Below are 12,377 nucleotides of genomic sequence, written 5' to 3'. Positions count from 1 at the left end.
CCTTTCTCTTTTTAGTGAATGGTTTTCTGTAATGCCTCTAAATTATCGCGCATCACACTCATATAATTTGCGCCTGCTTCAAGGTCTGCTGTTGTGATACCTTCAATTGCACTTAATTGTTCTCGTTCAACACCTGTTTCAGCAGCTAATGTTTCAGCAACTTTTGAGCTCGCTGAATCTTGATAATAAATGGCTTTGATATCATTTTCATTGATAAAACGACCAATTTCAGCCATTTTACTTGGACTGACTTCTTGATCAGATGTTAAAGATGAAATGGGCATTTCTTCTAATTGGTAACGTTTTGCTAAATAACCAAATGCCGCGTGCTGAACGACAAAAATACGGTGCTCTGCCCCTTCAAATGCTTCTTGGTAATCAGCATCCAATTGTTGTAATTCTTCTATATATGCTTGAGCATTCTCTTGATAGCTAGTTGCTTGTTCTGGATCAATAGCTGAAATCTCTTCTGCAATATGCTCAACCATATCTTGCGCTAATACAGGGTCTAACCAAACATGAGGATCCACTGCATGGCTTTGGTCGTGGTCGTGATCAAGCCCATCTTCGTTCTCATATAAATCCATATCGGCTGTTGCCTCAATGACGAGGACATCACTATCAGCTAATGTTGCTAGAACATCTGGCACCCACGATTCCATATAATCGCTACTATAAACAAAGACATCCGCTTCAGAAATCTGTGCTAACTCTTTCGGTGTTGGTTCGTAACTATGTGAATCTTGTCCTGCAGATAGAAGATTCATTATTGTACCATTTTCTCCAACAACTTGCTTAGTAAATTCATAGACAGGGTAAAATGTTGTTACAACCGACAATCCTTGCTCACTAGACGGACTAGCCTGATTGCTCGTTTGGCAGCTTGCTAAGACTACTGTTGCTAACAACGCTACAATGCTTGTTCTTATCTTATTTAATCGTCTCATTATCGACACCTCTTTTTTTAAATCGTAATCATTCCTATTTAACTACGAAGAAAACTTTATCATAGCTTACTTTATTAAGTCAACTATAATTGGCCTTTTTTTTAATATCGCTTAATTGACATTTCATTTTTTTAAAAAAAGAAAGAACAGTTTGTTTTAAAGGCTATATTGTCTGGTCAATACATGAAAATTCATTCATAATACATTGTCAATAAAAGACAAAAGAAGTTGGAACAGTATTCCAACTTCTTCTTATTGCTATTTAATAATACGACAAATATAAACTTCTTCGCAAAATCCTCGCAAACTATTATAAACCCGCTTCACTCGCGAATAGTTCTGGCTAAAGCCAATAATAGTGGGGCCACTGCCACTCATTGTCGCTCCGTCCAAGCCATAACGCAACATACGATCTTTCAGTTGACTGAGTTGTGGATAACGTTCAAAGGTAACTGCTTCAAGTGCATTGCTCAGATGTTGCGTCATCCTCTGATAATCACCAGCTTCAATCGCTGCCTCCACCTCTTTGGACTGTGGCAGATAGTCAAGTTTTTCAATATCTAACGAGCGAAAAACCGTTCGTGTTGATACACTAATTCTCGGTTTCGCTAAAATTACCCAACACGCTGGTAGCTCTTTAATCGGTCTTACTTGCTCACCACTACCCGATATAAAAGCTGTCCCACCTACGATGGAATAGGGCACATCTGTACCAATTTTCATCCCTAATTCAATCAATTCTTCTACTGAGAGCCCTAACTGCCAAATGTGGTTGAGTGCGCGTAGAGTAGCTGCAGCATCCGTGCTGCCACCACCTAAGCCAGCTGCAACAGGTATTTTCTTTTCAATCTCAACTTTGATGCCCGCTTTAATGTGATAGCGGTCCTTGACAAGTTTAATCGCTTGATAAACATGGTTGCGTTTATCAACCGGTAGGAAGACTTTATCGGTGTAGACTTCAATCGTATCTTCTTCTAAAGAAGTGAATGTTAAATGGTCAGCAAGATCAACCGATGACATAATCATTTCTAGTTCATGATAGCCGTCTTCTCGTTTGTATAAGACATCTAGCGTTAAATTTATTTTCGCTGGCGCTCGTTCTATCCACTCCATCTCACTTCCCCCTTTATTACTCAATAGTACATGAATTGAGCCAATATTTAAAGAAAAAGCTTGGCCTTTTAAAGGGGAAAATTATTTCTTCTTAATACTAGACAAAAAAATCTCCTAGCTAGGAGATCTTTTTTCATTATCTTTAAATAAAAGCGAGATTATGCGTACTCTCTAGAATCCTCATCGTAAAATGAGATTTCTACCGATGATGTCAAAACATCTGCATAACTGTATGAAACACGTTTAAAAGCATTCTCTTCTTGATCTAAATCGACAACGAAAACAGAATGATAAGTTTCACGTAAAATACCTTTTCGTTCAATTTTACGCTTTCTTCCCGCTTGGGCCGTTAACAACACTCTTTTACCGATACGATTGTCAAGCTCTTCCTTGATTTCCATCAAACTATTTGGCATGCCCTTCACCTCACTGCTATATATTGTAGCACAATATAACAAATTTTTCAAGTATATCACAGGAGATAATCAGATGCAAGTTAAATAAATCCTTTTTTTAATTGGATGAGTATTTTTTAATGGTTCATCCGGTAGGCTGTTATTTGATTAGCTAAGTTGGCAAATTCTTCTATAGACAGTGTTTCGGCACGGCGACTCGCTTCAATATTAGCTGCTTCTAAACTAGCCGTTAACATGTTCTTTATATCGTCTGTTTTCCCAAATAAACTCAACAAGTTATTCCACAACGTTTTACGACGTTGTTGGAAGGACCCTCTCGTTAACTGGAAGAACAATTTCTCATCTTCAACAGCTACTTTCACTTCATCACGTCTTGATAGTTTTAAGACTGCTGAATCCACGTTTGGTTGTGGAACGAAAACTTTTCTCGGTACGATAGAAGCAATCTCTGCTTCTGTATAATAATCAATGGCAATCGTTAGCGAACCATAATTTTTTGAGCTCGGTTGCGCAGTCATACGTTGAGCCACTTCTTTTTGCATCATCATAACAAAGGTATCGATAGGCAAATTAGCCTCGATAAAGTTCATAATAATCGGCGTCGTAATATAGTAGGGCAAGTTGGCTGCTACTACAATACGGTCTCCTTCTTCAAAATGCTCTGCAATCATGTCTCTGACATTTGCTTGTAATATATCTTGAAAAATGACAGTGATATTGTCATAGTCTGCTAATTCTGTTTTCAAAATCGGTTTCAAGCGCTCATCAACTTCAAAAGCAACGACCTTTTTGGCAGCTCGTGCTAAACGTTCTGTTAAGGCACCAATACCTGGTCCAATCTCAATCACACACGTATCTTTACCGATATCAGCCGCTTCAAGCATATTTGTTAAAATACTTGGTTCAATTAAAAAGTTTTGACCTAAACTTTTTTTCATGTTTAAGCCATATTTTTTTAAAATTTGATTCGTTCTTGTTGGTGTTGCAATATCTTTTTGTTTATTTGTTCCCATCTATGCCATCTCCTCATGAACAGCCTTAGGAATTGGAATTCCATTTTCAGCCATTATCGTTAGTATCTCTTCTTCTGAAATTTGAAACATTCGGATCCGTTTAACAAACTGCTTACCATTTGCATAACCGATTCCCAATAGATCGCACAATTCTCTTCTTAATTCCGCAGAGCCAGGCTGTCCAATCAGTCCTAGTGCTAAACAAAAGGAATCAAGTTGATCTGCTTTCGTTTCAAAATAAGGGGTCTGAACATTTTTGAGAGCTGCTTGAATGATTTCAGGACTCGCGTGCTCAATTCCTAAACTACCGCCTTTCGGTGATTGACAGTCCTCTTTACGCACAAAGGCATGCTTAACAGTTGGGATACGCTGAATAATAGTTTCCCGTATCTTCCCTCCTGGAAAATCAGGATCTGTTAATACAATAACCCCTCTAAGAGCATGTGCTTTTTCAATTTCTTTTAAGACGGTCTCATTAATAGCTGACCCATTTGTTTCAATAGTATCCGCATCAACGGCCATCTTTATTTTTTTAGTGTCGTCACGACCTTCAACGACAATAATTTCTTTTATTCTCATATATCTTCCAATCTAAATAAACGCTTAGCATTCGTCATCGTCACGTTTGCTAGTTCATTAAAATCCATCTCTCTCAACTCAGCAACGCGCTCTGCCACATATCTCACATAACCTGGTTCGTTTCGTTTCCCACGATAGGGAACTGGCGCTAAATAAGGTGCATCTGTTTCAATTAATAAGCGGTCTAAAGGCACAGCTTTGGCTACTTCATGCACCTCTACTGCTTTTTTAAAAGTAACAACACCGCTTAAAGAAATATGCATACCTAAATCTAAAAAACGTTGCATGTCATCAACATCACCACTATAGCTATGCATAATTCCACCGATTGATGATACATCTTCTTCTTTTAAAATACGATAAGTATCTTCAATGGCGTCTCTCATATGAATCGAAAGTGGTAATTTCAAGTCTTTAGCAATTTGAATTTGTTGGCGGAATACTTTCTCTTGTACGTCTTTTGGTGAGGTATTCCAATAATAATCTAAGCCCATTTCTCCCATCGCAACAACCTTATCTTGGCCTAACAGTTGAATTAAACTGTCTTGAATGTCTGGACTATAGGTACCGGCCTCAGTTGGATGCCAACCAATAATACTATATATTTCAGGATGAGCTTGGCTCAATTCCAATGATTTTTTTATGGTTTCAGTATCGAATCCAACGACTGCAAACTTACTAACACCAAGTTTCTTGGCACGTTCAATCGTCTCTTCAACGTCTTCTTCAAATGCGTCAACATTCAAATGACAATGTGTATCAAATAGCACAGGATTCATCTTCCTCTCTCATTGATCTTCTTTCCTATTATACTTGTTTTCTAAACAAAATACCTTGCTGGCTGATTATTTTAATAGTTTTTTCAGAATTTTTACATCGGAAGGTAGACTACAACTCTCAAAATAAGACACCCATAAAGAAAAGGCTAGGGACTCGCCCCAGCCTTTTCTCATTCATTATGCTACTGTCGAACCATTTTCTGCTGTTTCCGGTGCAAAAACAACTTGTAATTGCCCATCTTTTTCAGCTGAAAGAATCATACCTTGGCTAACTTCGCCGCGCATTTTACGTGGTTTCAAGTTAGCAACAATCACTACTTTTTTACCAATAAAGAAAGCAGGATCAGCATACCATTCTGCAATACCTGATAAAATTTGGCGGTGTCCCTTATCGCCAGCATCTAGGCGGAATTTCAATAATTTATCTGCGCCTTCTACTTTTTGGCAATCAATGACTTCAGCCACTTTTAATTCAACTTTATCAAAGTCTTCATATTTGATTTGCTTATCTTTTTCGCTAACCAATTCGGTTTCATTGGGATCCCATTCGTTGCTAGCAACGTCTTCTGTTTCTGTCGCAGGAGAAATTTGCTCTTTCAAATAAGCTACTTCTTCTTCCGCATCTAAACGTGGGAAGATTGGTTGTCCTTTTTTAACAACAGTTGTTCCTTGTGGGAATTGTCCAAACGTTAATTTGTCCCAGCTGCCGTCTTGTTGGAAGTCTAATCCTAATTGCTCGAAGATACTAACTGGTGCATGAGTCATAAATGGTGATAGTAAGATTGCTGTCATACGCAACACTTCGGCCAAATGAACCATGACACTAGCCAATTCTTCTTTTCTCGTTCCGTCTTTAATTAAGATCCACGGTTCTGTTTCATCGATATATTTATTTGCTCGAGAAATCAAACGCCATACTTCAGCGAGTGCCAAACTAAATTGCATATGGTCCATCTCATCTTCATACTTAGCAATAACTTCTTTAGCTGTCGCTTCTAAATCTGCATCAAAAGCAGTGTTTTGGTCAGTTCCAACTGGAATTTCACCACCGAAGTATTTATTAATCATAGCAACAGTACGGTTTAACAAGTTACCTAAGTCATTTGCTAAATCATAATTAATACGATTAATGTAATCTTCTGGTGTAAAGACACCATCACTACCGAAACTGATTTCACGCATCAAGTAGTAACGTAAAGCATCTAAGCCGTAACGTTCGACTAACATACCTGGATAAACAACGTTTCCTTTTGATTTAGACATTTTTCCGTCTTTCATTTGCAACCAACCATGACCAAATACTTGTTTTGGAAGTGGTAAGTCCAATGCCATCAATAGGATTGGCCAATAAATCGTGTGGAAACGAACAATTTCTTTCCCAACCATATGAATATTAGCTGGCCAGTATTTTTCAAATAAGACTGTATCTTCTGAACCGTAACCTAGAGCCGTAATATAGTTTGCTAATGCATCAATCCAAACATAAATAACGTGTTTTGGATTACTTTTCACTGGTACACCCCATGAAAAGGTTGTCCGTGAAACAGCTAAGTCTTCCAATCCTGGTTTAATAAAGTTATTCACCATTTCATTTTTACGCGATTCTGGTTGAATAAATTCCGGATACTCTTCATAATATTTTAGCAAACGATCAGCATATTTGCTCATACGAAAGAAGTAAGATTCTTCTTTAACAAGTTCTACTTCGTGACCACTTGGTGCAATTCCACCAATAACTTTACCATTTTCATCACGGTATACTTCTGCTAATTGTGTTTCTGTAAAGTATTCTTCGTCTGACACTGAATACCAACCTTCATATTCACCTAAGTAAATATCGCCTTGTTCGATTAAGCGTTCAAAAATAGCTTGAACCGCTTCGATATGATGTTGATCTGTTGTCCGGATAAATTGATCGTTGGAAATTTCAAGTTGCTTCCAAAGGTTTTGAATATCTTCAGCCATGCCGTCAACGTATTCTTTAGGGCTAATTCCCATCTCTTCAGCTTTTTTCTCAATTTTTTGTCCATGCTCATCTGTTCCTGTTAAATAACGAACATCAAACCCTTGTTGACGTTTATATCGTGCCATCACATCACAAGCAACTGTTGTATAGGTATTTCCGATATGTAATTGACCACTTGGGTAATAGATGGGCGTTGTAATATAAAATGTTTCTTTTTCTTTAAACACGAATGAGTGCCTCCTTAGAAGTGGCAAGTTTTAAATTTGTTTTCACAAAACCTGCATATACGCCTTATTTTACCACAAAAGAGGTAAGCATGTGGACATTTTCCAAATAAAAATGACTGGAACATTCGTCCCAGTCATTTCAACTTTTTGTTTATATTATCTTGCAACACGTACTGCAAAGCTTGGCGTAAAGTATTGTGTACTGTTTACTTCAACAACGCCACCTTCGGAAGGAGAATGGATGTATTGACCATTTCCTAATGAAATTGCTACGTGGTAAGGACTACCTTTAGGTCCCCAGAACAATAGATCTCCTGCTTGTGCTTGACTAACAGAAATTTGACTTCCTACGTATTGTTGTGAGCCAGTCCAACCTCCGATTTCAATACCGTATGCTTCACGGAAAACATAAGCCGTAAAACCTGAACAGTCGAAACCACTTGGTGTTTTACCACCATATACATATGGTACACCTAGGTATTTGTATGCCACACCGATAACATCACCAGATGGTGCTGGTAATGATGGTGCTGATTTTTCTTCAATGATAACTTCTACTTTTTCTTCAATCACTGGTGTTGAAATAGCAGGTGTTGAAATAGCAGGGCTGTTATTTGTTGTATTAGTTGTCGTGTTATTAGTTGTTGTTTGCGTTGCTGCAGTCACTGTTTCACGATTATTTGTTACGGCAATAACTGTTTGAGCAGCTTCTTGTTCAACTCTTAGTGCTTCTTCTGCTGCAGCAATAGCTGCCTCTTCAGCGATACGTTGACGCTCTGCTTCTTCAGCAGCACGACGGTCAGCTTCTTCTTTTTCAGCGATAAACGCTAAACGATCTTCTTCAGCAGATGCTTTCTCAGCGTTAAGTGCTGCCACTGCACTTTCTTGTTCAATATTTTTAACTTCTAATTGACCTTTTAATTCTTCAAGTTCATAAGTCATTGAAATAATCTCGTTTAATTTTTCTTCTGTCTCAACTTTTTTGTTTTCAACAGCTTGTTGGTCTTGAACTTGTTGTTCAACTAAGCTTTTATTAGCTGAAACCATTGTTGTTACAACGTCGACACGAGCAATTAAGTCTGTTAAAGACTCTGATGCAAAAATAAAATTCATGTAGTTAGTGTTAGACCCATTAATTTGAACAGAACGAGCTTGTTCTTTCAATTGGTCTTCACGTTGATCAATCACAACCTGTAGTTGTGCAATTTCTTCTTCTAATAAATCAATTTTTTCATTTGTGTCAACACGTTGCGCTAATAATTCAACAGCACGGTTTTCTGCAGCAGCGATTTCTGCTTGTACCTCAGCTAATACAGCTTCAGCAGACTCAACGCGGCCTGATAGTTCATTGACTTTTTCTTCTTGTTGTTGAATTTTTTCAGTTAACTCATCAGCAGATACAGCATACGGCGCTACAAATGTTGCAGATAACAGCGAACTCGTTAAAATTAAAGTGGCAAGTTTCTTCTTCAAGTCATTTCCTCCAGTAGGTTTATGTGATTATACAAATATATAGTTATCATTTAATTATCGGTTTCTTTAAAAAACTGTTATGATTTTCCTTAACGAGGAAATCATAGCATAGTTTCTTTGTGAAAAACCATTTATCGATGACTTGTAGTTCCTTTGTAACATAAATGTAATGATTGTCGACAAATGTTTCAATCCGTCTGTTACATCAGTATTTTAAAAAGAAGATTGACATTTTTTATAGTCATGACTATACTGATTTCAAGAATAAAACACAGATAAACGCTTTGAAGGAATACAGTAGGAATAAGGATTTTGTATGAAGAGAGAGCCGGCAATGGTGGGAACCGGTACACCCTTATTTTGAATTACAATTCTGGAGCTACTTGTTATGAGCGGCTAACATACGTTACATGTTAGAGTGGTTTCATTTTTTATGAAACAATTTGGGTGGTAACACGGTAATCAATCGTCCCTGGCAGAGCTATGCTTTGTCAGGGCTTTTTTTATTTTAAAAGAGGAGTGTTCATATGGAAAAGGTTAATATTATTGACGAACTACAGTGGCGGGATGCCATCAACCAACAAACAGACGAAGACGGCTTACGCGAGTTATTAAATGAAAAGAATATTGGACTATACTGCGGGATTGATGCGACTGGTTCAAGTATGCATGTGGGACACTTGATTCCTTTTATGCTACTGAAACGATTCCAATTAGCTGGTCACAAACCGGTAATTTTAATTGGTGGCGCAACAGGTTCTATTGGAGATCCAAGCGGAAAGTCTGAAGAACGTACGCTTCAATCAGAAGAAACCGTTGCTTACAACGCTGAAAAAATTACCTATCAAATGAAAAAGTTATTCCGCGCCGGCGAAGCAGATTCTGAAATCCGTCTCGTTAATAACTTAGACTGGACAAAACAACTTTCACTACTTGATTTCTTACGTGATTTTGGTAAAAACTTCAATATCAATACTATGCTTGCAAAAGATATTGTCGCTAGCCGTTTGGAAACGGGAATTTCATTTACAGAGTTCTCATACCAAATTCTACAATCGATGGACTTCTTACATCTATATCGTCAATTAGATGTTCAACTACAAATTGGTGGTGCGGATCAATGGGGAAATATTACAGCTGGTCTCGAACTCATCCGTAAAAAAGAAGGCGCAGAGGCAAAAGCGTTTGGTTTAACCATTCCATTGATGCTAAAAGCGGACGGTACAAAATTTGGTAAAACAGCTGGCGGCTCTGTTTGGTTAGATCCCGAACAAACAACGCCTTACGAATTTTACCAATTCTGGGTTAACCAAGATGACCGCGATGTCGTTAAATACTTAAAATTCTTTACCTTCCTTTCTCAAGAAGAGATTTCAGCTTTAGAAGAAAGTGTGCAAACAGAGCCTCATAAGCGTCAAGCTCAAAAAACATTGGCTGCTGAAATGACAACCTTCGTTCATGGTGAAAAGGCCCTAGAAGATGCGCTGAAAATTACCGATGCTCTCTTTACTGGTAATGTTGCTCAATTATCTGCTGACGAGATTGAACAAGGATTTAAAAATATGCCGACTTTCGAATCAAATTTAACGGAACAAGAGCTAGTGACTTGGCTGGTTGATTTGGGGATTGAACCATCTCGCCGTCAATCACGCGAAGATGTTCAAAATGGCGCTATTTCAATTAATGGTGAAAAAGTAACCGACTTAGATTTTGTTATGACACGTGAGCATTCATTTGATCAACGCTTTATTATTGTGCGCCGTGGTAAGAAAAAATATTTCCTTGTAAAGTTGGTGTAAGATGACTGAGGTTACATTGGTTGCTGTTCGAGATACCTTACAGGCAGAAGATGTCGCTCACCTAGCTGAAATCATTTGGAATGAGCACTACTTGCCTATCTTAGGACAGGAACAAGTCGCTTATATGCTCAAAACCTTCCAATCCACTGAACGGATTATTGCTGACATTGCTGAAAATAAATTAACTTATTATATAGTAGAAGTTGACCAAGATGAGATTGGTTATGTGGCACTTGAGTGGCAGGAGAACACACTATTCATCAGTAAGCTTTATTTATTAAAGCGTGCAAGAGGCAATGGCTATGCTTACCAGTTGATGAAAAAGTTAATTCAACAAGCAACAGATGCTAAAAAATCTAAATTGCGTCTAACCGTCAATAAAGACAATCCATCTTCTATCGCCTTCTACGAAAAAGTAGGCTTTAAACAAGTTGATGCCGTTGTTTCACCGATTGGCAATGGCTTTGTTATGGATGACTACATTTACGACTATACCATTTAATCAAAAAGACGAGTGAGGCTAGTCTCACTCTTCTTTTTGATTCATATTATTTTTAGCTGCCCGGCGTTTCGACTTAATTAAGACATTGATTAAGATTAAAATAATACCAACTACGGTAATCAGCAAAATATTAGCTGCATTAATCAGTTGCAAAATAAATACGGCTAGTCCAAATCCTAATAACGTCACGAGATTAAAATTCTCTTCCCAGTTGTCCCTCTGCGGATAATCTTTGGCAAGTTTTACAAATGAAAGATGAATCACGTAAAATCCGATTAAGGCGATAAAAATAAATAAGCTAGTCTCATATTCACCTAGCAAATAGCCGCCATAACGTTTAAAGACCACTGCTATAATTAAAAAGATCGATTGACATAGACTTTCCTTTTCTTTAGTTGTCATCATTACCCCCACTTATTTGGACTCCACATTCGGCCATCAATTTCACCTTGTGCTTGCTCCATGCGTTTATATTGCTCTTGGATGAGTTTTTCAAAGGCTTGAAATAAAGCAATCTGACGATAGTCCGTACTTTTTTGCTGCAAGTCTTTTATTTGGCTTAGCATCCATTCTTTCTGTTCCACCTTACCACTCCCCTAACTCTTCTAAGGTAAATAACAAATCATCTAAGTGGTCACGGTTATTCCCCATTTGCTCAATCAACAAATCAATCGTCGCTTTAGTTTCATCTGTTTGTTGAAACTTACCGAGTGTTTCTAGCTCTAACTTAAACCATTCTTCTTGGTTAAGAAGAGAAGGATTCGCAGACATAGTTAAATATTGGCGATAACGAATCAGTAACGCTTTACGGTCAGCATCTGATAAGTAATCAAAACGCGCAATCAATAATGACGGTAAATAAACCATCTCACATTTACGGGCAATAGCTTGAAAAGGTCTCGTTAATTCCGATATAGTAAAGCCTTCTCGTCCTCCAGCTTGGTATTCCCGTTCGTTAACACCTGTTGTCATCACCAGTCCAAATTCTTTCCCTTTCAACTGGCTACCATGTTTGCCATAAGCAAACCCATCTGTCAAAACCTCGTCTTGCCATTGTTTTAATAGTGGCGGCGAACTATACCAATAGAGTGGAAATTGGAAAATAATGCGGTCATAGTCAGCAAGGAGTGCTTGCTCACGGTCTTTATCTATCTGACCATCAGGATAGTCATGTTCTAAATGGTGCCATCTCACACCTTCATCTGGTAAACTTTCCCGTAAAAATTGTTGGGCATGAGAATCAGATAAAGTGGGATGAGAAACGATAATCAGTGTTCGCATAAGTTTCCCCCTTGTTTTTATTAATTTCATTAAGTATAGCAAAAAAAGAAGGCATAAGAAAAGCGGACAAGTCCGCCTTGGCCTATGAAAAAATAGGAAATTTGACCCTGAATTGTCAGGAGACTTCACGCTTCAGCGGGTTAGTCGAATGATATGCGTTAGCGAGCAGCGAAGCGCGCAATGGGGCAAATTTATCTTTTTTTCACTAGGTCAGGACTTGGGAGCTAGACATTGATGGCTGAACTTATAATCCCCTAGTCTATTAAAAAAAGAGACGTAGAG

General features: G+C 38.0%; 13 protein-coding genes and 1 other annotated feature. Of the genes, 2 read left to right on the top strand and 11 right to left on the bottom strand.

Going from position 1 to position 12,377, the window contains the following annotated elements; all coding sequences use genetic code 11:
• Window positions 1-11: 11 nt before the first annotated feature.
• The 8 genes from BW721_RS10795 to BW721_RS10760 all read right to left on the bottom strand — a co-directional run bounded on the left by BW721_RS10795 (window position 12) and on the right by BW721_RS10760 (window position 8,513).
• Window positions 12-947 (bottom strand): metal ABC transporter substrate-binding protein, encoded by a 936-nt coding sequence (locus BW721_RS10795; protein WP_076768463.1) that lies wholly within the window; start codon window positions 945-947, stop codon window positions 12-14.
• Window positions 948-1,205: 258 nt separating this feature from the next.
• A complete protein-coding gene (gene ispE, locus BW721_RS10790) occupies window positions 1,206-2,060 on the bottom strand; it encodes a 4-(cytidine 5'-diphospho)-2-C-methyl-D-erythritol kinase (RefSeq protein WP_076768462.1) in 855 nt (284 codons plus the stop codon).
• Window positions 2,061-2,218: 158 nt separating this feature from the next.
• On the bottom strand, window positions 2,219-2,476 hold the full coding sequence (locus tag BW721_RS10785) for a Veg family protein (RefSeq protein ID WP_076768461.1): 258 nt from the start codon (window positions 2,474-2,476) through the stop codon (window positions 2,219-2,221).
• Between the two features lie 116 nt (window positions 2,477-2,592).
• Window positions 2,593-3,489 carry a 16S rRNA (adenine(1518)-N(6)/adenine(1519)-N(6))-dimethyltransferase RsmA gene (gene rsmA, locus BW721_RS10780; RefSeq protein ID WP_076768460.1) on the bottom strand — a complete coding sequence of 299 codons (897 nt, stop codon included), beginning with the start codon at window positions 3,487-3,489 and terminating at the stop codon, window positions 2,593-2,595.
• A complete protein-coding gene (rnmV, locus tag BW721_RS10775) occupies window positions 3,490-4,068 on the bottom strand; it encodes a ribonuclease M5 (RefSeq protein ID WP_076768459.1) in 579 nt (192 codons plus the stop codon).
• Entirely contained in the window at window positions 4,065-4,838 is a 774-nt protein-coding gene (locus BW721_RS10770; protein WP_076768714.1) for a TatD family hydrolase, read from the bottom strand. The genes rnmV and BW721_RS10770 overlap by 4 nt, the downstream gene beginning before the upstream one ends.
• Window positions 4,839-5,024: 186 nt before the next feature.
• Entirely contained in the window at window positions 5,025-7,040 is a 2,016-nt protein-coding gene (metG, locus tag BW721_RS10765; RefSeq protein WP_076768458.1) for a methionine--tRNA ligase, read from the bottom strand.
• A gap of 156 nt (window positions 7,041-7,196) precedes the next feature.
• Window positions 7,197-8,513, bottom strand: a complete 1,317-nt coding sequence (locus BW721_RS10760; RefSeq protein ID WP_076768457.1) for a C40 family peptidase — start codon at window positions 8,511-8,513, stop codon at window positions 7,197-7,199.
• 275 nt (window positions 8,514-8,788) lie between these two features.
• Window positions 8,789-8,990 (top strand) — a binding site (T-box leader).
• Between the two features lie 50 nt (window positions 8,991-9,040).
• On the opposite strand from BW721_RS10760, the gene tyrS reads away from it, so the two are divergent.
• Both tyrS and BW721_RS10750 read left to right on the top strand, forming a co-directional pair.
• Complete coding sequence (gene tyrS / locus BW721_RS10755; RefSeq protein ID WP_076768456.1) at window positions 9,041-10,312, top strand: tyrosine--tRNA ligase; 1,272 nt, start codon at window positions 9,041-9,043, stop codon at window positions 10,310-10,312.
• A gap of 1 nt (window position 10,313) precedes the next feature.
• Window positions 10,314-10,814: a GNAT family N-acetyltransferase gene (locus tag BW721_RS10750; RefSeq protein WP_076768455.1), complete on the top strand. Its 501-nt coding sequence runs from the start codon at window positions 10,314-10,316 to the stop codon at window positions 10,812-10,814.
• 24 nt (window positions 10,815-10,838) lie between these two features.
• On the opposite strand, the gene BW721_RS10745 is transcribed toward BW721_RS10750, so the two are convergent.
• Genes BW721_RS10745 through BW721_RS10735 form a run of 3 tightly spaced genes read right to left on the bottom strand, consistent with a single transcriptional unit; the run spans window position 10,839 to window position 12,095 of the window.
• On the bottom strand, window positions 10,839-11,216 hold the full coding sequence (locus BW721_RS10745; RefSeq protein ID WP_076768454.1) for a hypothetical protein: 378 nt from the start codon (window positions 11,214-11,216) through the stop codon (window positions 10,839-10,841).
• Window positions 11,217-11,218: 2 nt separating this feature from the next.
• Window positions 11,219-11,398: a hypothetical protein gene (locus tag BW721_RS10740; RefSeq protein ID WP_076768453.1), complete on the bottom strand. Its 180-nt coding sequence runs from the start codon at window positions 11,396-11,398 to the stop codon at window positions 11,219-11,221.
• 1 nt (window position 11,399) lies between these two features.
• Window positions 11,400-12,095 carry an NAD(P)H-dependent oxidoreductase gene (locus BW721_RS10735; RefSeq protein ID WP_076768452.1) on the bottom strand — a complete coding sequence of 232 codons (696 nt, stop codon included), beginning with the start codon at window positions 12,093-12,095 and terminating at the stop codon, window positions 11,400-11,402.
• Window positions 12,096-12,377 lie beyond the last annotated feature (282 nt).

Origin of the sequence: Jeotgalibaca sp. PTS2502, from assembly GCF_001975685.1 — a bacterium.
Taxonomy (GTDB): domain Bacteria; phylum Bacillota; class Bacilli; order Lactobacillales; family Aerococcaceae; genus Jeotgalibaca; species Jeotgalibaca arthritidis.
This window is presented reverse-complemented; position numbering and strand designations above follow the sequence as displayed.

Coding starts and splice junctions, on each gene's coding strand:
- BW721_RS10795 (WP_076768463.1), bottom strand. CDS start 947: ATGAGACGATTAAATAAGATAAGAACAAGCATTGTAGCGTTGTTAGCA.
- ispE (WP_076768462.1), bottom strand. CDS start 2,060: ATGGAGTGGATAGAACGAGCGCCAGCGAAAATAAATTTAACGCTAGAT.
- BW721_RS10785 (WP_076768461.1), bottom strand. CDS start 2,476: ATGCCAAATAGTTTGATGGAAATCAAGGAAGAGCTTGACAATCGTATC.
- rsmA (WP_076768460.1), bottom strand. CDS start 3,489: ATGGGAACAAATAAACAAAAAGATATTGCAACACCAACAAGAACGAAT.
- rnmV (WP_076768459.1), bottom strand. CDS start 4,068: ATGAGAATAAAAGAAATTATTGTCGTTGAAGGTCGTGACGACACTAAA.
- tyrS (WP_076768456.1), top strand. CDS start 9,041: ATGGAAAAGGTTAATATTATTGACGAACTACAGTGGCGGGATGCCATC.
- BW721_RS10750 (WP_076768455.1), top strand. CDS start 10,314: ATGACTGAGGTTACATTGGTTGCTGTTCGAGATACCTTACAGGCAGAA.
- BW721_RS10745 (WP_076768454.1), bottom strand. CDS start 11,216: ATGACAACTAAAGAAAAGGAAAGTCTATGTCAATCGATCTTTTTAATT.
- BW721_RS10735 (WP_076768452.1), bottom strand. CDS start 12,095: ATGCGAACACTGATTATCGTTTCTCATCCCACTTTATCTGATTCTCAT.